General features: G+C 73.2%; 15 protein-coding genes. 4 read left to right on the top strand and 11 right to left on the bottom strand.

The features are described 5' to 3' along the window. Positions 1-159 precede the first annotated feature (159 nt). The 9 genes from ACTMS0_RS24745 to ACTMS0_RS24705 form a co-directional block, all read right to left on the bottom strand. Positions 160-2,553 carry an ATP-binding cassette domain-containing protein gene (locus tag ACTMS0_RS24745; RefSeq protein ID WP_441157646.1) on the bottom strand — a complete coding sequence of 798 codons (2,394 nt, stop codon included), beginning with the start codon at positions 2,551-2,553 and terminating at the stop codon, positions 160-162. 94 nt (positions 2,554-2,647) lie between these two features. After that, the gene (locus ACTMS0_RS24740; protein ID WP_441157645.1) at positions 2,648-3,058 is read right to left on the bottom strand and encodes a VOC family protein; all 411 of its coding nucleotides are present in this window, start codon (positions 3,056-3,058) and stop codon (positions 2,648-2,650) included. A gap of 5 nt (positions 3,059-3,063) precedes the next feature. Then, on the bottom strand, positions 3,064-3,513 hold the full coding sequence (locus tag ACTMS0_RS24735) for a helix-turn-helix transcriptional regulator (RefSeq protein ID WP_441157644.1): 450 nt from the start codon (positions 3,511-3,513) through the stop codon (positions 3,064-3,066). 73 nt (positions 3,514-3,586) lie between these two features. Beyond that, the gene (locus ACTMS0_RS24730) at positions 3,587-5,251 is read right to left on the bottom strand and encodes an FAD-binding oxidoreductase (protein WP_441157643.1); all 1,665 of its coding nucleotides are present in this window, start codon (positions 5,249-5,251) and stop codon (positions 3,587-3,589) included. A 172-nt stretch (positions 5,252-5,423) separates the two neighbouring features. Next, on the bottom strand, positions 5,424-7,259 hold the full coding sequence (locus tag ACTMS0_RS24725) for a hypothetical protein (protein WP_441157642.1): 1,836 nt from the start codon (positions 7,257-7,259) through the stop codon (positions 5,424-5,426). Between the two features lie 349 nt (positions 7,260-7,608). Continuing rightward, positions 7,609-8,184: a TetR/AcrR family transcriptional regulator gene (locus ACTMS0_RS24720; RefSeq protein WP_441157641.1), complete on the bottom strand. Its 576-nt coding sequence runs from the start codon at positions 8,182-8,184 to the stop codon at positions 7,609-7,611. Positions 8,185-8,197: 13 nt separating this feature from the next. Continuing rightward, on the bottom strand, positions 8,198-10,615 hold the full coding sequence (locus ACTMS0_RS24715) for a PEP/pyruvate-binding domain-containing protein (RefSeq protein ID WP_441157640.1): 2,418 nt from the start codon (positions 10,613-10,615) through the stop codon (positions 8,198-8,200). Positions 10,616-10,735: 120 nt separating this feature from the next. Then, positions 10,736-11,467 (bottom strand): class I SAM-dependent methyltransferase, encoded by a 732-nt coding sequence (locus tag ACTMS0_RS24710; RefSeq protein WP_441157639.1) that lies wholly within the window; start codon positions 11,465-11,467, stop codon positions 10,736-10,738. After that, the gene (locus tag ACTMS0_RS24705; RefSeq protein WP_441157638.1) at positions 11,467-12,195 is read right to left on the bottom strand and encodes an SDR family oxidoreductase; all 729 of its coding nucleotides are present in this window, start codon (positions 12,193-12,195) and stop codon (positions 11,467-11,469) included. The genes ACTMS0_RS24710 and ACTMS0_RS24705 overlap by 1 nt, the downstream gene beginning before the upstream one ends. Positions 12,196-12,267: 72 nt before the next feature. Between ACTMS0_RS24705 and ACTMS0_RS24700 the strand changes: the two genes are divergently transcribed. The 4 genes from ACTMS0_RS24700 to ACTMS0_RS24685 all read left to right on the top strand — a co-directional run bounded on the left by ACTMS0_RS24700 (position 12,268) and on the right by ACTMS0_RS24685 (position 15,102). Continuing rightward, positions 12,268-13,101, top strand: a complete 834-nt coding sequence (locus ACTMS0_RS24700) for a patatin-like phospholipase family protein (protein ID WP_441157637.1) — start codon at positions 12,268-12,270, stop codon at positions 13,099-13,101. Between the two features lie 48 nt (positions 13,102-13,149). After that, positions 13,150-13,602 carry a peroxiredoxin gene (locus tag ACTMS0_RS24695; RefSeq protein ID WP_441157689.1) on the top strand — a complete coding sequence of 151 codons (453 nt, stop codon included), beginning with the start codon at positions 13,150-13,152 and terminating at the stop codon, positions 13,600-13,602. A gap of 67 nt (positions 13,603-13,669) precedes the next feature. Then, on the top strand, positions 13,670-14,353 hold the full coding sequence (locus ACTMS0_RS24690) for a hypothetical protein (protein ID WP_441157636.1): 684 nt from the start codon (positions 13,670-13,672) through the stop codon (positions 14,351-14,353). 137 nt (positions 14,354-14,490) lie between these two features. Beyond that, positions 14,491-15,102 carry a dihydrofolate reductase family protein gene (locus ACTMS0_RS24685; protein WP_441157635.1) on the top strand — a complete coding sequence of 204 codons (612 nt, stop codon included), beginning with the start codon at positions 14,491-14,493 and terminating at the stop codon, positions 15,100-15,102. 19 nt (positions 15,103-15,121) lie between these two features. On the opposite strand, the gene ACTMS0_RS24680 is transcribed toward ACTMS0_RS24685, so the two are convergent. Together ACTMS0_RS24680 and ACTMS0_RS24675 are read right to left on the bottom strand one after the other, a co-directional pair. Next, entirely contained in the window at positions 15,122-15,574 is a 453-nt protein-coding gene (locus tag ACTMS0_RS24680; protein WP_441157634.1) for an OsmC family protein, read from the bottom strand. Between the two features lie 167 nt (positions 15,575-15,741). After that, the gene (locus ACTMS0_RS24675; RefSeq protein WP_441157633.1) at positions 15,742-16,776 is read right to left on the bottom strand and encodes a nitronate monooxygenase; all 1,035 of its coding nucleotides are present in this window, start codon (positions 16,774-16,776) and stop codon (positions 15,742-15,744) included. Positions 16,777-16,805 lie beyond the last annotated feature (29 nt).

Genomic DNA, 16,805 nt, shown 5'->3' with positions numbered 1-16,805 from the left:
GGTTTCGTCATGCCGACTGAGGATCCTCGGCGATGGCTGGTGGGCCGAGGGGGGAAGCTCCACTCGCCCTACTTGACATAATGTCGATTATCGAATCACCCGTGGGACGAGTTCAAACTGATGCCAGAACTCGTCCCACGGGCTCCGCCAGGGCCTCGGTCAGTTGCCGACGTAGGCCGCGAGGTGCTCGCCGGTGAGGGTGGAGCGGGCGGCGACGAGGTCGGCGGGCGTGCCCTCGAAGACGACCCGGCCGCCGTCGTGGCCGGCTCCCGGGCCGAGGTCGATGATCCAGTCGGCGTGCGCCATGACCGCCTGGTGGTGCTCGATGACGATGACCGACTTGCCGGAGTCGACGAGCCGGTCGAGCAGGCCGAGCAGATGCTCGACGTCCGCGAGGTGCAGGCCGCTGGTCGGCTCGTCGAGGACGTAGACACCGCCCTTCTCGCCCATGTGGGTGGCCAGCTTGAGCCGCTGCCGCTCGCCGCCGGACAGCGTGGTGAGCGGCTGGCCGAGGCTGAGGTAGCCGAGCCCGACGTCGGCGAGCCGCTCGAGGATCTTGTGCGCGGCCGGTGTGCCCGCCTCGCCGGCGCCGAAGAACTCCTCGGCCTCGGTCACCGACATCGCGAGCACCTCGCTGATGTCGCGGCCGCCGAGGTGGTATTCCAGCACCGATGCCTGGAACCGCTTGCCCTCGCACTCCTCGCAGGTGGTGGCGACGCCGGCCATCATTCCCAGGTCGGTGTAGATGACGCCGGCGCCGTTGCAGTTGGGGCAGGCGCCCTCGGAGTTGGCGCTGAACAGCGCCGGCTTCACGCCGTTGGCCTTCGCGAACGCCTTGCGGATCGGGTCGAGCAGCCCGGTGTACGTCGCCGGGTTGCTCCGCCGCGAGCCGCGGATGGGGCTCTGGTCGACCGACACGACCCCGTCGTGTCCGGACACCGAGCCGTGGATCAGCGAGCTCTTGCCGGAGCCGGCGACCCCGGTCACCACGACCAGCACGCCGAGCGGGATGTCGACGTCGACGTCCCGCAGGTTGTGGGTGCGGGCGCCGCGCACCTCCAGCACCCGCGACGGCGTCCGCACCGACGGCTTCACGGAGGCGCGGTCGTCCAGGTGCCGCCCGGTGAGCGTGCCGCTGGCCCGCAGCCCCTCGACGGTTCCCTCGAACACCACCTCGCCGCCCTCGGTTCCGGCGCGCGGACCGAGGTCCACGACGTGGTCGGCGATCGCGATCACCTCCGGCTTGTGCTCCACGACCAGCACGGTGTTGCCCTTGTCGCGCAGTTGCAGCAGCAGGTCGTTCATCCGCTGGATGTCGTGCGGGTGCAGCCCGATCGTCGGCTCGTCGAAGACGTAGGTGACGTCGGTGAGCGACGAGCCGAGGTGGCGGATCATCTTGGTGCGCTGTGCCTCTCCCCCGGACAGGGTGCCCGACGGCCGGTCGAGCGAGAGGTATCCCAACCCGATCTCCGCGAACGAGTCGAGGAGGTGTTGCAGCCGGGTGAGCAGCGGGGCCACCGACGGTTCGTCGAGTTTGCGGACCCAGTCGGCGAGGTCGCTGATCTGCATCGAGCAGAGGTCGGCGATGTTCTTCCCGTTGATCTTCGACGACCGGGCCTCTTTGCTGAGTCGGGTGCCGTCGCACTCGGGGCAGGTCGTGAACGTCACCGCCCGCTCCACGAAAGCGCGGATGTGCGGCTGCAGTGCGTCGACGTCCTTGGACAGGAACGACTTCTGGATCTGCGGGATCAGGCCCAGGTACGTCAGGTTGATCCCGTCGACCTTGATCTTGGTTGGCTCCTTGTAGAGGAGGTCCTGCAGCTCCTTCTTGTTGTATTTGCGGATCGGCTTGTCGGGGTCGAACCAGCCGCAGCCGCGGAAGATGCGGCCGTACCAGCCGTCCATGCTGTAGCCGGGGATCGTGATTGCGCCCTCGTTGAGCGACAAGCTGTCGTCGTACAGCGCGGTCCGGTCGAAGTCGGTGACCGAGCCCATGCCCTCGCAGCGTGGGCACATGCCGCCGAGGCGGGTGAAGGTCGCCTTCTCGGTCTTCGTCTTGCCGGCGCCGCGCTCGACGGTGATCGCGCCGCTGGCCTTCACCGAGGGGACGTTGAACGAGTACGCGTTGGGCGAGCCGATGTGCGGCTTGCCGAGCCTGCTGAAGAGGATGCGTAGCATCGCGTTGGCGTCGGTGACGGTGCCGACGGTGGAGCGGGCGTTGGCCCCCATCCGCTCCTGGTCGACGATGATCGCCGTTGTCAGCCCCTCCAGCAGGTCGACCTCCGGCCGCGCGAGCGTCGGCATGAAGCCCTGGACGAAGGCGCTGTAGGTCTCGTTGATCATCCGCTGTGACTCCGCGGCGATCGTGCCGAACACCAGCGAGCTCTTGCCGGAGCCGGAGACGCCGGTGAACACGGTCAGCCGGCGCTTCGGGATCTCGACGCTGACGTCCTTGAGGTTGTTCTCGCGCGCACCGTGCACGCGGATCAGCTCGTGGCTGTCGGCGGCGCGCAGCGCAGGCGACCGGGTGTCCGTCCTCGTGGCCGTGCTCATGGTGTCTCCATCTGTCACGCGGAGCCGCGCTCGCGGCCTCCGTCGTCGTCGCCTGGGTCGGTCTGACCAGCTTTCGGGCAGTTCGCCGGTCGGGTCAGCGCAGCTCGTTGATGCGGATGAGGTTGCCCGTGGGGTCGCGGAAGGCGCAGTCGCGGACGCCGTACGGCTGCTCGGTCGGCTCCTGGACGACGTCGGCGCCGCTGGCCTGCAGCCGCTCGAAGACGCCGTCGAGGCCCTTGGTGGCCAGGGTGATGGCCGTGTAGCTGCCCTTGGCGATCAGCTCGAGGATGGTGCGGCGCTCGTCGTCGGTGATGCCGGGGTCGGCGGCCGGCGGGTGCAGGACGATGGAGGTGCCCGGCTGGTTGACGGGACCGACCGTGATCCAGCGCATCCCGTCGTATCCGACGTCGTTGCGGACCTCGAAGCCGAGGGTGTCGCGGTAGAAGGCCAAGGCGGCGTCCGCGTCGGTGTGCGGGAGGAAGGCGTAGTGAATGCTGATGTCCATGGCGGTCACGCTAGGTGCGGCTCGGTGACCCGCGCTTCTCGATTCCTGATCGGTCTGGTCACCTGTTTCGCGATGCACGGTGGCATCTCCGCCGTCGCACTGGCGGTCTGGGCCCGATAGGTGCTCGGCGGCACGCCGACCAGCTCGGTGAAGCGAGTGCTGAAGGTGCCCAGCGAGGAGCAGCCGACGGTGAAACAGACGTCGGTGACGCTGAGGTCGCCACGGCGCAGCAGGGCCATGGCGCGCTCGATGCGCCGCGTCATCAGATAGGCGTACGGCGACTCGCCGTAGGCGAGCCGGAACTGGCGGCTGAGGTGACCGGCCGACATGTTCACGCCGCGGGCGAGGGCCTCGACGTCCAGCGGCTGTGCGTACTCCCGGTCGATCCGGTCGCGGACCCGGCGCAGCCGCGCGAGGTCGCGCAGGTGTTGCGCGTCGGCGGGTCTGCTGGTCACCTGAATGATCGTGCCACGTCGCACCGGAGTTGCCCAGCGCCGCTGGCCTCCTACCCGTGGCAGTGGCGGCGACTCAGGCGCCCCGGCCCTGGTTGTCCGGGAGGCCGCCGTCCATGGCGTGGGTCGAGCCCGGCACCTTGTCGACGAGGACGCCGGGATTGAGCACCCAGGACGGGTCGAGCGCGGCCTTCGCGGCGCGCAGCGCGACCGCGACGGGGTCCGGGCGCTGCCGGTCGTACCAGGGACGGTGGTCGCGGCCGACGGCGTGGTGGTGGGTGATGGTGCCGCCGGCGGCGAGCAGCGCCTCGGAGACGGCGTGTTTGATCTGGTCCCACTGGGCGAGCGTGCTGCGCCACCGGCCGGCGGCGTAGACGCCGAAGTACGGCGCCGGCCCGTCCGGGTAGACGTGGGTGAATCGGCAGGTGACCACGCCGGTCGCGCCGACTTCGCGCAGCGCCGCGCCGGCCGCCTCGAGAACCGCGGCGCGCAGTGCCGGGTACCGGTCCCAGGTGCAGGCCGTCTCGAAGGTCTCCACGATCATCGACCGCGCGGCGAGCGCGTCGCGCTGGTACGGCATCCGCAGGAACGACGAGCGCCAGGCGTCCACGGCGCCGCGTCCCCGCGGGTCGGACGCGTCGCGGTGCCGCGGCGGGTCGGGCAGCGTTCCGCCGTGGTCGCGGCACAGCTCGACGGCCCGGTCCAGCGCGGGGCCGACGGGGTGGTCGGCGGACTCGAAGCCCAGCACGAGGACGCCGCCGGTGGTGGCGGCGCCGGCGTTGAGCAGCGCCTCCGCCGGGTCGAGCAGCCGGCAGTTGCTGGGGTGGAGCCCGGACTGGGCGACCGCCCGGGTGGCCGCCACCGCCGTGTCGTGGTCGTCGAAGTGCACCGCCGCGTCCGCGCGCCAGCGCGGGCGGTCCTGCACGCGTAGCCATGCCTCGGTGATGACGCCGAGGGTGCCCTCGGAGCCGAGGAAGAGCCGGTCGGGTGACGGTCCCGCGCCGGAGGCGGGTAGCCGTCGAGACTGGCTGGTGCCGGCCGGGGTGACCACCCGCATCGACTCGACGAGGTCGTCGATGTGGGTCAGGACGGTCGCGTAGTGCCCGCCCGCCCGGGTGGCCAGCCAGCCGCCGAGCGTGGAGAACTCGAACGACTGCGGGAAGTGCCGCAGCGTGAGGTCGTGCCGGCGGAGCTGGTCCTCCAGCGCCGGGCCGAGGACGCCGGCCTGGATGCGCGCCGCCCGGCTGGTCCGGTCGACCTCGAGCACCTGGTCGAGCCGGCCCAGGTCGAGACTGACCGCTGCGGGATAGGTGTCCTCGACGCGTGGCTCTACTCCGCCCACCACGGACGAGCCGCCGCCGTACGGGATCACCGCCACCCCGGCCCGCGCGCACCAGTCCAGTACGTCGACGACGTCCTGTTCGGAGGCCGGGCGGAGCACCAGGTCCGGTGGGTGCCGGAGGTCGCCGCACAGGTTCCGGACGACGTCCCGGAAGGCCTTGCCGTGCGTGTGCGCGGCCCGGTCGGTGCGGTCGGTCGAGGACAGGTGCGCCAGCGACGCCGGCGGGGCGACCCGTGGCGGCCGCAGGTCCAGTTCGGCCACCGGCGGCGGGACGTGCGCGGTGAGGTCGGCGTCGGGCAGCAGGGCGCGTACGCGGCCGGTCAGCGCCTCCGCTTCCACGCCGGTCACCGCGTCCTCGACGTGACCCCAGCCCCACCACGAACGGTGCTTCCCGGCCATGTGGCCTCCCCGCCGTTCTTCCGTCCGGCTCGACTCGCCGTAACGTACTCGACCGGCGGCGGTCCCGGTATCCCCGTGCGGCGGCGGGGCGGCGCACCCTGGACCTCCGGGCGGGGACGCCGAGGCCGCCCATGGACGCGAGCAGGCCGGCCTCGGCGTGAGGAGTCGCGGGTCAGGTCAGGTCGACCCGGATCAGGTTGGTGCCGCGGGTGGTGAAGAGCGCGCGGACACCGTCGGTGACCACCTCGGGGGCGCCGAACCAGGACTGGTTGAGCCCGTCGGCCAGGACGGTGAGCGACGGCTGGTGGCTGCCGGCCCGGACGGTCCACAGCCGGGTGCCGTCGGTGCCGAAGACCCGCTCGTCGATGACCGCGAGCTTGCCGCCGACGGCGCCGACGTCGACCCGCCAGAGCACCGTGCGGGTACGCGGGTCCAGGCCGAACAGTTCGCCGTCGCGGGTCACGCCGACCAGCACCCGGCCGATCAGCTTCAGGTCGACGATCACTCCGCCTGAGGTGGGCTCGACGAGCCAGGCCAGCCGTTCGGTGCGGTGGTCGAAGTATCCGAGTTTGGCGCGGGTCGTGGTCGGGGTGGTGCCGTACCCGTTGATGATGCTGCCGCCGAGGAACACGCCGTGCGGGTCGGGGCAGAGCGACTGGACGGTCTGGTCCGGCAGGATGCCGCGCCAGCTGCGGAACCGGTGTCCGTCGAAGATGTTGAGGGCGCCCTCCCAGCGGCCGTAGTCGGGTTCGGTGGCCATCAGGACGAGGCCGCGCCGCCGGTCGATGACCAGGGAGGTCGGGCGGGTCTGCTCCTGGCTGGCGTCGACCCGGGTGACCTCGGTGGCGGCCCGGCCGCCGACCGGCAGGGTGAGGTAGCGGGCCAGGGTGTAGACGCCCATGTGGGTCACTCCCTGCCAGGTGTCCATGTCCTTGGCCTCACCGCCGAAGGGCACCCGGTAGGTGGGGAAGGCGGGGGTGGGTTCGGTGGAGACGACCTGGACGCCGAGGGTGCCGCCGACGACGATCCGGTCACCGGCGTGGCAGAGCGACATCGGCCGCTCCGGGGTGGGCGCCAGTTCCGGGGAGCTCATGTCCAGCGCCTCGGTGGTGCGGGTGGTGAGGTCGTAGACGATGCCGCCGGCGCCCTGCACGGCCCAGAGCCGGCCGTCGTCGAGGAATCCGATCCGCACGTTGGACGCCTCGGCCACCGGCACGCCGACGAGGGTGGGCGCGGTGTCGCCGAGCCGGAAGCGGTAGAGCGATCCGCTGGGGCGGGTGGTGTAGAAGATCTCGTCATCCCGGCTGGTGATGCCGACGACGAACGAGTCGTTGGGGGTCTTCAGGATCTGGTGTCTGCTGTGGTCGCGGGTGTCCACGACCAGGATCTCGGCGGTGGGTGAGATGCCGACCACGAGGTGGTCTCCGGCGAGGTGGCAGACCGCGCCGAAGGTGCGGCTGCGCAGTTCGGCCGGGAGGATGTCGGTTCGCGTGCCGGTGGCGCGGTCGTAGGCGACGAGCCCGGCGCGGGAGCCGATGCCGCAGTAGACGGTGGAGTCGGTGGCGACGAGGTCGCGGACGTAGGTGTCGTCGGGGTCCATCCGGCCGTGGTCGGTGGCCTGACCGGTTGCCGGGTCGTACTCCCAGAGCCGGGCCGAGGGGTACGTGCCGACGAAGAGCTTGCCGTCCGGTGAGGCCTTGACGCTCCACCCGACCTCCTGTCGGAGGTCGAGTACCTGTGTGACGTCGAGGGTAACGGTGTCCACCTTGAACAGCAGGCCCGGCGTGTACGAGGAGACGAAGAGGTCGGTGCCGACCGCGTCGATGCCCCAGATGCCGGGCACCCCGGGGATCAGCGCGGTCTTGGTGATCCGGCGTTCGGTCAGGTCGTACGCGGCGACCCTGGTGGGCAGGATCTGCCGGGTGGCGAACCAGATCTCGTTGCCGACCCGGACGCCGTTGCCGAAGTTGAGCACCCGGGACGCCGGCCCGAGGTCGGTGATCGTCACGTCGGGCAGGTCGGCCTCGGATCCGGGCGCGGCGAGGGCCGCCCGAGGAAATACGGCTCCTGCCGTTACCGCGCCAAGACCAGCGAGTACCGCGCGCCGTGAGAAGTTTCCCGACATTTTACGTCCTTCCGGCTGGGATCGTCACGGCCAGCGTCTTTACGGCCCTGGCCGTTATTCAGGCGACCCTAGAGTTGGACGTCACTGCCGTCAACGGGCCCGCCGCTGTGGACCCCGGCGGACCGGCGGCACCGCGATCCCCGGGCGAGTCGGTGGAGGGCCTACGGCGGCCGGCGGGTCTTCTCCCCCACCCCGCCGGGCGCCGGGCGGGGCCCCGTGCCGGCGGGACTCCTCAGGCCGATCTTCCGAAGATCAGGTCGAGGTGGTGGTCCAGGGCGCGCAGCGCCTGCTGCGGGGTGTAGTGGCCGCCGAGCAGGTGGACGCCGAGGCCCTCCATGAGCGCGAGGAGGCCGGCTGCGGCGTCGTCGGCGTGCGGGCCCGGCAGGAGGCTGGCGACGAAGGTGGCCATCTGCGCGTTGTCCTCGCGCAGGGTGGCGGCGGCCTCCGGCCGTACGGCGGTGTAGGCGAGGAACGCCAGCGCGACCCGGCCGTCGTCGCGGGACTGGTCGTCGAGCGGCAGCAGCGCGGCGATCATCGCCCGGAGCAGCTGGCGGGGTGCGGGCCGGTCACCGAGCGCGGTGACGGCGTCGGTGACCCGGGCCTGGCTGCGGTCGCGGACGACGGACAGCGCGAAGGCCATCATCTCGTCCTTCGTGCGGAAGTAGTGCTGCACCATTCCGGCCGAGACGCCGGCCGCCGCCGCGACGTGGCGCAGGCTGACGGCTTCCAGGCCCTGCTCCGCGGCGACCCGCATCAGCGCGTCGGCGATGAGGGTCCGGCGTTGCCGGGGGTCCACCTTCTTCGGCATGGCGTCGATGCTTTCACGGTGCGGTCGTACCGGGCGGGACCGCGGTGACAGTGCCGGCGGCGCCGTCGACGGTGACGAGCTGCCCGTCGGTGATGGCGCGGGTGGCGTCGGGGACGCAGATGACGGCGGGGATGCCGTACTCGCGGGCCACCGTGGGTCCGTGGGCCATGACGGCGCCGGTCTCGGTGACCAGCCCGCCGGCGGTGAGGAACAGCGGTGTCCAGCCGGGGTCGGTGGTCGCGGCGACGATGATGTCGCCGGGGTCGACGCGGGCGGTGGCCGGGTCGTGGACGACGCGGGCGGGGCCGGTGACCCGGCCGGGGGCGGCGCCGACGCCGCGGAGTGCCCCCTCGGCGGTGGGCGGGGCCGGCAGCACGGTCTCGAGGTCGGTGCCGTCGGAGAGCAGCGCCACCGGCACGGTGCGGCGGCGCAGTTCCCGGCGGTGGGTGGCCACGCGGGCGGCGACGGTGTCCCGGTGGTCCGTGCCGAGGCGGACGGCGTCGTGCACCTCGTCGAGGGTGAGGAACATGATGTCGTCGGGTCGCGCCAGCAGTTTGGCGTCGGCGAGGTCGGCGCCGATGAACAGCAGTTGCCGGCGCATCTCCCGGAGTCGGTAGAGGCCGGCGAACTTGCCGGCTTCCCGCAGGCCGGCGAGGGCGCGGGCGCGGCGCAGCAGGAACACGGCGATACGGCCGCGTACGGGCCGGCGGCGGGCGCGGGTGGTGAGGTCGGCGAGGGTGGCTTCGGCGGTGGCGGCGGCGCGGGCGAAGCGTCGGTCGGGGGCCTGCTCGGGGTCGGTCACCCGCAGGTAGTTGGCGATCATGGCGAAGACGGGTGCGGGGTCCTCGTCCCAGCGGGGTACGCCGAGGTCGACCTCGGCGACGCCGCGGTGGCCGTAGGTGTCGAGGAACCGGGCCAGGCCGATGTCGGGCAGTGTTCCCTGCCGGTAGCGGGCGGCGAGTTCCGCCGGGGGTGTGTCGAGCAGGAGCCGGCGGTGGTCGGTGGCGCGTCGGGCGAGTCGCCACAGCGCGAGGTCCATCTCGATGGTGACGTTGTGCGGCATGCCGCCCAGGACGGTCTGGATCTCGTCCGGTGTGGCGATGCCCTTGAGCAGGTGCGGGGGCAGGGCGGCGGCGAGCATGCCGGCCATGATGGGCCAGATGATCCCGTCGGGGCTGTCGGTGGTGTCCTGGTCCCGGACGAAGCGGAGCCGGTCGGCGGGGGTGGTCAGGTCGGCGGGCGCGGCGGAGGCGAGGCGCATCCGTTCGACGGCGTCGAGCAGGCGGCTGCGGGCGGCGTCGGGTCGGGCGAGGGCTCCGAGGACTCCGGTGACCGCGCGGGCGGCGGTGCGGGCGGCGGGGCCGCCGACGGTGCGGGCGCGCCGGGTGCGTCGGGGTTGGGGGGCGAAGCGGGGGTCGGCGAGGACGTGCTGCATGACGGCCTGGGCCCGGGGTCCGAAGTCGACGGCCATGAGTTTGACCAGCCGCTTGCGGGTGGCGGGGTCGCGGGCCTGGTCGGTGAGGTCGCCGTAGAGGCGTCCGTCGATGTCGACGATGTCGACGCGTACGCCCAGGGCGGCGAGCATGGCGGCGATGAGTGCCTTGAGGGAGGACATGCCCATCGGGGTGACGGGCTGGAGCATGCCCTGGACGTGGCCGAATTCGAGGTAGACGCGGGGTTGGGGCTTGTCGGTGGCCGGGGGCGGCGGGAAGAGGGTGGTGATCGGTCGGGACTGGAGCACCCAGAGGGTGCCGTCCTGGTCGTACGCCCACTCGACGTCCTGCGGGCTGCCGAAGTGGTGCTGGAGGCGTTGGCCGAGGGCGTGGAGTTCGGCCAGTTGCGTCGGGGTGAGGCAGCCGGTGGCGGGGTGGTCGGGCCCGTCGAGGAGGTAGTGGTCGACGGTGGTGGCGCCGTCGACGACGGTGGCGCCGAGACCGGGGGCGGCGTCGACCATCATCTGGGTGCGGTTGCCGGTCAGCGGGTTGGCGGTGAACAGCACGCCGGCGACCGTGGGGGTGACCATCCGTTGCACGACGACGGCCATCCGGACCGTGTCGTGGTCGATGTCGTGGGCGTCGCGGTAGGCGGTCGCGCGCGGGCTGTGCAGGGAGGCCCGGCAGGCGTCGACGGCGGCGAGGAGACCGGCCTCGCCGGTGACGTCGAGGACGGTGTCCTGCTGGCCGGCGAAGCTGGCGACGGGCAGGTCCTCGGCGGTGGCGCTGGAGCGCACGGCGACGGGGCCGCCGCCGAGGCGGCGGTACGCGTCGGTGATCTCCGCCGTCGGGAGGCTGCCGGTCAGCGCGTCGGTGGTGACGCAGAACCCGGGTGGGACGCGTTCACCGTGGCGGATCAACTCCCCCAGGCCGGCCGCCTTGCCGCCGACGAGGTCGACCATGTCGGCGGTGCTGTCGGCCAGCGGAACGACCTGCATGGGATGCCCTCCCCCAATTTTTGCAATGCGGTTGCACTGCATCGGACCGTATCCGGTTGGCGATGCAACTGCAACGCAAAGGTTGTGACGTGGGTCTCCCCTGCCGGAGGGCGGGACGTCTCAGCGCGGACGGCGGGCGAGGACGAGGGTCGTGCGCAGCCGCAGGACGACGGACCCGCCGAGGCCGTCCACGAGGGACCGCAGGGCGACGTCTCCCCGGGCCCGCTGCTCGGGTGGACGCAGGCGGTACGGGCCGAAGGTGCGGACCAGCCGCAGGTAACGGTCGGTGCTCAGCGGCAGGTCGCGGTGCGTGCGGTGGACCTCGATGTCGGCGAACCGGCCGCTGCCGGCGATGTCGTCGTGGAACCAGTCGACCGGTCGTTGCGTGGCCGTGGAGTCGATTGCGCGCAGCGCCGCGTCGATCGCCCGGGCGTGGTCGGGGTCGGCGTAGTCGTAGCAGTGGCCGAAGACGGCGAGGGTGCCGCCGGGCGTCAGCGCGTCGTGGGCCCGCCGGTTGCGGGTGGCCGGGTCGAGCCAGTGCCAGGCGAGGGCGGCCGCCAGCAGGGGCACGCCTCCAGCGGGTGGCCGCCACCGCTCGAACGTCTCGCCGACGACGGTGACCTGAGGGTGCCGGTCGGCCAGCACGGCGGCCATGCGCGGGTCGGGTTCGAGGCAGGTGATGGGCGCGCCGAGCCCGAGCAGGACGGCGGTGCCCTTGCCGGTGCCGGCGCCGATCTCGACCACGGTCCCGGATCGGCCGCCGTGGTACGCGCGGATGGCGTCGGCGAGCTCCGGCGGGTAGCCGGGACGGACGTCGTCGTAGCTGTCGGCGACCTCCCCGAAGACGTCCATCAGAGGCCACCGCCGACCCGCAGGACGGTGCCGGTGGTGTAGCTGGCGTCCGGGCCGAGCAGCCAGGCGATGGCGGCGGCCACCTCGTCGGGTTCGCCGGGGCGGCCCAGCGGGATGCGGGCGGCGGCGCGGTCGGGCCGGTCGGGTTGCCCCGACAGGGCGTGGATCTCGGTGCGGATGATGCCGGGAGCGACCGCGTTGACGCGGATGCCGCGGGGGGCGAGTTCCTTCGCGAGGCCGACGGTGAGGGTGTCGGTGGCGGCCTTCACGGCGGCGTAGTGGACGTACTCGCCGGGGCTGCCGAGGGTCGCGGCGACGGAGGAGACGTTGACGATCGCGCCGCCGGTGCCCATCCGCCGGGCGGCCTGCTGGGCGGCGAGGACGTAGCCGACGAGGTTGACGTCGACGACGTGCCGCAGGTCGCCGGGGTCAAGGTCGACGAAGGGGCCGATGGGGCTGGTGACGCCGGCGTTGTTGACCAGGCCGGTGACCGGACCGAGGTCGGCGGCGGCGTCGAAGAGCGCGGTGATCTGGTCGGGGTCGCGGGTGTCGGCGGGGACGGCGACGGCGCGTACCCCGGTGGCGTGCAGGTCGGCGAGCACCTTCTCAGCGGCGGCCCGGTCCCGGCGGTAGGAGAAGGCGACCTGGTGGCCGGCGTGGGCGAGGCGGCGGGCGGTGGCGGCGCCGATGCCGCGGCTTCCGCCGGTGATGACGGTGACCGGATTCAATGCGCCCTCTCCCCTGGTCCGCGCGGATGCCCGACGTTACCGTGGCCGGCAGCTTACGGAGGGGGGTGGAGCGTGTCACGGGCATTGGTGCTGGGCGGCGGCGGGGTGACCGGCGTGGCGTGGGAACTGGGGATGCTGGCCGGCTTGGCCGAACGGGGTGTCGCGCTGGACGCGGCGGACCTGGTGGTGGGGACGTCGGCGGGTTCGGTGGTGGGCGCGCAGGTGTGCTCGGGCGTTCGGGTCGAGGACCTGTACGCGGCGCAGCTGCGCCCGGCCGGTAGTGAGGTGGCGGCGCGGTTGGGGTGGCCGGCGCTGGCGCGTCTGGTGTGGGCGGGCGGTCTGACCCGGGACGCGGTGGCGGCGCGGGCACGGATCGGGGCGATGGCGGTCGCGGCGCGGACACCGTCGGAGGAGTCCCGCCGGGCGGTGATCGAGTCGCGGCTGCCGGCGCACGGCTGGCCGGCGCGGCGGTTGCTGGTGACCGCGGTGTACGTGACCACGGGCGAGTTCGTGGTGTTCGACGCCGATGCCGGGGTGTCGTTGGTGGACGCGGTGGGGGCCAGCTGCGCGGTGCCGGGCGTGTGGCCGCCGGTGACGGTCGGCGGGCGGCGGTTCATGGACGGGGGGATGCGGTCGGCGGTGAACGCCGACCTGGCGGCGGGCGCGGAGCGGGTGGTGGTGCTGGCGCCGATGGCGGCGGCGTTCGGGCCGATGCCACGGTTGTCGGCGCAGGTGGCGGCGCTGCGGTCGGGCGGGTCGCGGGTGGCGGTGGTGATGCCGGACGCGGCGGCGCGGGCGGCGATCGGCCGGAACGTGCTGGATCCGGCGCGGCGGGCCGGTGCGGCGCGGGCGGGACGGGTGCAGGCGGCCTCGGTGCTCGACGAGGTGGCGGCGGTGTGGGAATGATCGCCTAGGCTCGCGCGGGTCGGCTCTGGCGTGGAGGTGGGTGCGGTGGTGGCGGTCGGCGACCTGGTGGAGGATTTCGAGCTGCCGGACGAGACGGGTCGGGTCCGGCGGTTGTCGGAGTTCCTGGCGTCCGGTCCGGTGGTGCTGTTCTTCTATCCCGCGGCGATGACACGGGGGTGCACGGCGGAGAGCTGCCACTTCCGGGACCTCGCGGTGGAGTTCGCGGCGGTGGGCGCGCAGCGGGTGGGGATCAGCCGGGATCCGGTGGCCCGGCAGGCGGAGTTCTCCCGGTTGCACGGGTTCGACTATCCGCTGCTGGCGGACGTCGACGGTGTGGTGGCGCGGCGGTTCGGGGTGCGGCGGCGGTTGCCGCTGGGCCCGTTGAGCACGCGGCGGATGACGTTCGTGATCGGCACGGACCGGCGGGTCGTCGAGGTGATCCACTCGGAGGTGAGCATGAACGACCACGCCGACCGGGCGTTGCGGGCGCTGGGGGGTTGATCGCCGGGCTGTCGCAGCGGGCTGGTATCAAGAGCTGCTGTCGGACAGGTGTACGGAAGAGGGCGTGATGGCGGGTCAGGGTTTGTCCACCGAGGAGGTGGCGGGCATCCGGGAGGCGCTGGCCGCGGGCCGGAAGCCGAAGGTGGTGTTCACGGCGTCGGCGGGTCAGGTCGCCGGGCAGGTGGGTCAGGTCGTGTCGTTGACCGACCCGGCGGTCTCGGACGAGTTCGTGGTGGTGCGGTTCGGGCGCGACGAGCTGCCGTTCTCCCCCGCCGACGTGGCGGTGGCGCCGCGCGGCGCGGGCCGTCGGGCGGTGGAGCCGAAGCCCGCCGTCGAGGAGCCGGCGGCGCCGGCGGAGCCGGAGTTCGTGTTGGACGCTCCGGCGGTGCCGGTGCCACGGCGGGCCGAGCCGGAGGTGGTGGCGCAGGTGGAGGCGGCGAAGCCGGCGCGGCGGGCGGTGAAGGCCGCGAAGCCGAAGGGGCCCGCGGGGCTGACGGTGACGTTGGCGTACGCCGAGGGCGAGTGGACGGTGGCGGCGCAGCAGGGCGCGAAGGTGCTGGCGAAGCCGTACGTGGTGAAGCCGGCCGAGGCACTGCGGATGGTGGCACTGGTGGACGTGCCGGGGGTGCACGAGGCGGTGGAGCAGATCCTGACCGCCGAACGCGCCGAGGCGGAGCGGCAGGCGGAGAAGCTGCGCGCGGAACTGGCGGAGGTGGAGGCCCGGCTGGCGGAGCTGCGCGAGGCGGGCTGACGAAGCCGGTGCGTGCCGGCACCGCGTTGTGACGTGAGTCACATGATCTGTCGTATCGTGGTGTCGGTTCGTGGATCGTTCAGCCGTCGGGATGGTGAGAGCTGGCGCGGGCCGGCCATACCGAGGGAGGCGTCACGATGCGACTGACGATCACCACGTTCCTGACCCTGGACGGCGTCCTGCAGGCACCGGGCGGGCCGGACGAGGACCGTAGCGGCGGGTTCGACCTGGGCGGCTGGGTGATGCCGCACTTCGACGACTCCGTCGGCGCGTACATGAGCGGGGTCTTCACCCACGCCGACGGGTTCCTGCTCGGCCGCCGCACGTACGACATCTTCGCCGCCTGGTGGCCGCAGGTCACCGACCCGCAGGACCCGATCGCCGGCCCGCTGAACCGGCTGCCCAAGCACGTCGCCACCACCCGCGACGACGAGCTGACCTGGGCCGGAGCGCAGCGCCTGGACGGCGACCTGGCGGAGGCGGTCGCCGACCTGAAGCGCCGCCCGGGCCGGGAGCTCCAGGTGCACGGCAGCGGTGCTCTCGCGCAGTCGTTGATGCGCGAGGGGCTGATCGACACGTACCGTCTGCTGGTCTTCCCGGTCGTGCTCGGGCGCGGCCGGCGGCTGTTCGTCGAGGGGGTGCCGCCGGTCGGGCTGCGGCTGACCGACAGCCGGACCTCCGGCACCGGGGTGACGATGCTGACCTACGACCACGCGGGCACGCCGGAGTTCGGCACCTTCGGGGGATGACGGCGCCCCGCCGTCCATGTCAGGCGGCGGTGACGGCGGGGTCGTGGCGGACCGGGAAGTTGACCGAGTTGGCGATGAAGCAGGCGCGGTGGGCGTCGACGTGCAGCCGGGTGGCGGTGTCCACCATGTCGGCCCGCGCGACGGTGACCTCGGGGCGCAGGACCACCTCGGTGAACCGGCCGCCGGCCATGGTGCCGGAGGCGGTGTCGGTGTAGCCGGTGACGACGACGCCCGCGTCGCCGCACAGGTGCAGGTACCAGAGCATGTGGCACTGGGCCAGCGAGGCGACGAGGAGTTGTTCCGGGTTCCAGCGGGCCGGGTCGCCCCGGAAGGCGGGGTCGGAGCTGCCGGGGATGGGCGGCGGGCCGTCGGCGGTGACCTGGTGGTCGCGGTCGTAGTCGCGGTAGCCGCTGGTGCCGGTGCCGCGGTTGCCGGTCCAGGTGACGGTGGTCCGGTAGTGGTGCTCGCGCATGGGACCAGTCTGCCGGGCCGGTGTGACGGGCCGGCAGACTGGCGTGCCGCCAGCGACTTGGCCGGCACAGCGGCGTGCCGCCACCGACCGGGCCGGGCAGAGTGGCGTGCCGCCAGCGACCCGGCCGGCACGGTGTCGTGCGGAGCCGCCGTCGCGACGGGCGCCGCTCAGAGCGCCGTGGTGAGCCGGTCGACGACGGCGCCGGCCGGTCCGGTGGTGGCGTGCCGGTAGCCGGTGCCGGCCCACAGGTGCAGCCGGTCGGCGTCGCCGGCCGCGGCGGCGGCCGCGCGCATACCCCGGGTGAGGTGGTGCACCGCCGGGTAGCCCGGCGGCGCGCTGGCCTCGTGCCGCTCGATGAAACCGTTGCGCAGACCCCGGGCGGGCCGGCCGGTGAACGCGCGGGTGAGGACGGTGGTGGTGCGGGCCGGATCCGCGAGGGCGTCGCGGTGGGTGCGGCCGGCGCCGCTCTCGTCGGTGCGCAGCAGCAGGGTGCCGACCGCCACGGCGGTGGCGCCGGCGGCGACGAGGTCGCGGACGTCGCCCGGGCCGGCCACGCCCCCGGCGGCCAGCACGGGCAGGCCGGTGGCCCGGGTGACGTCGCGGACCAGGGGCAGGGTCGAGGTCGGCGGGCCAGGTCGCCGCGGCGTGTGGGTTCCGCTGTGTCCGCCGGCCTCGGTGCCCTGGGCGACCAGCCCGTCGGCGCCGAGGTCGCGGGCTGCGAGGGCCTCGGCCACCGAGGTGACCGTGACGAGCACCCGGGTCCCGGCGCGCCGCAGCGCGGCCAGCGCCGCCGGGTCGGGCAGGCCGAAGGTGAAGCTGACCACGGGCACCGCGCTGTCCAGCAGCACGTCGATCTTGTCGTGCCAGTGGTCGTCGTCGTGCGTGAGCGGGACGTCGGCCAGGTCGAGGCGGTACGGCTCGCCCTCGGCGGCAATGTCGCGGGCGTACCGGCGGAACTCGGCCTCGTCGATCTCGGGTGGGCCGGGCACGAACAGGTTCACGCCGCACGGGGTGCCGGCCGCCCGCAGCTCGGCCAGCTCGGCGGCGACCGCCTCGGGGGTCTTGTAGCCGGCCGCGAGGAAGCCGAAGCCGCCGGCCGCGGCGACGGCCGACACGAGGGCGCAGGTGGTGGCGCCACCGGCCATCGGGGCGCCGACGACCGGCGTCGCACTGCCGAACAACTGCGTCCACGGTTCGGTCACCGCTCCACCCTAGGCGCGCCGCAGCGTCG

The sequence above is a fragment of the Micromonospora sp. H33 genome (assembly GCF_052068455.1).
GTDB lineage: Bacteria > Actinomycetota > Actinomycetes > Mycobacteriales > Micromonosporaceae > Micromonospora.
The sequence above is the reverse complement of the archived record's forward strand: the minus strand, read 5'-3'. Positions and strand labels throughout refer to the sequence as shown.

What these genes read in the sequence shown, in the direction of transcription:
- ACTMS0_RS24745 (WP_441157646.1), bottom strand. Translation starts at nt 2,553, where the DNA reads ATGAGCACGGCCACGAGGACGGACACCCGGTCGCCTGCGCTGCGCGCC.
- ACTMS0_RS24690 (WP_441157636.1), top strand. Translation starts at nt 13,670, where the DNA reads ATGGCGGGTCAGGGTTTGTCCACCGAGGAGGTGGCGGGCATCCGGGAG.
- ACTMS0_RS24740 (WP_441157645.1), bottom strand. Translation starts at nt 3,058, where the DNA reads ATGGACATCAGCATTCACTACGCCTTCCTCCCGCACACCGACGCGGAC.
- ACTMS0_RS24680 (WP_441157634.1), bottom strand. Translation starts at nt 15,574, where the DNA reads ATGCGCGAGCACCACTACCGGACCACCGTCACCTGGACCGGCAACCGC.
- ACTMS0_RS24715 (WP_441157640.1), bottom strand. Translation starts at nt 10,615, where the DNA reads ATGCAGGTCGTTCCGCTGGCCGACAGCACCGCCGACATGGTCGACCTC.
- ACTMS0_RS24730 (WP_441157643.1), bottom strand. Translation starts at nt 5,251, where the DNA reads ATGGCCGGGAAGCACCGTTCGTGGTGGGGCTGGGGTCACGTCGAGGAC.
- ACTMS0_RS24710 (WP_441157639.1), bottom strand. Translation starts at nt 11,467, where the DNA reads ATGGACGTCTTCGGGGAGGTCGCCGACAGCTACGACGACGTCCGTCCC.
- ACTMS0_RS24720 (WP_441157641.1), bottom strand. Translation starts at nt 8,184, where the DNA reads ATGCCGAAGAAGGTGGACCCCCGGCAACGCCGGACCCTCATCGCCGAC.
- ACTMS0_RS24685 (WP_441157635.1), top strand. Translation starts at nt 14,491, where the DNA reads ATGCGACTGACGATCACCACGTTCCTGACCCTGGACGGCGTCCTGCAG.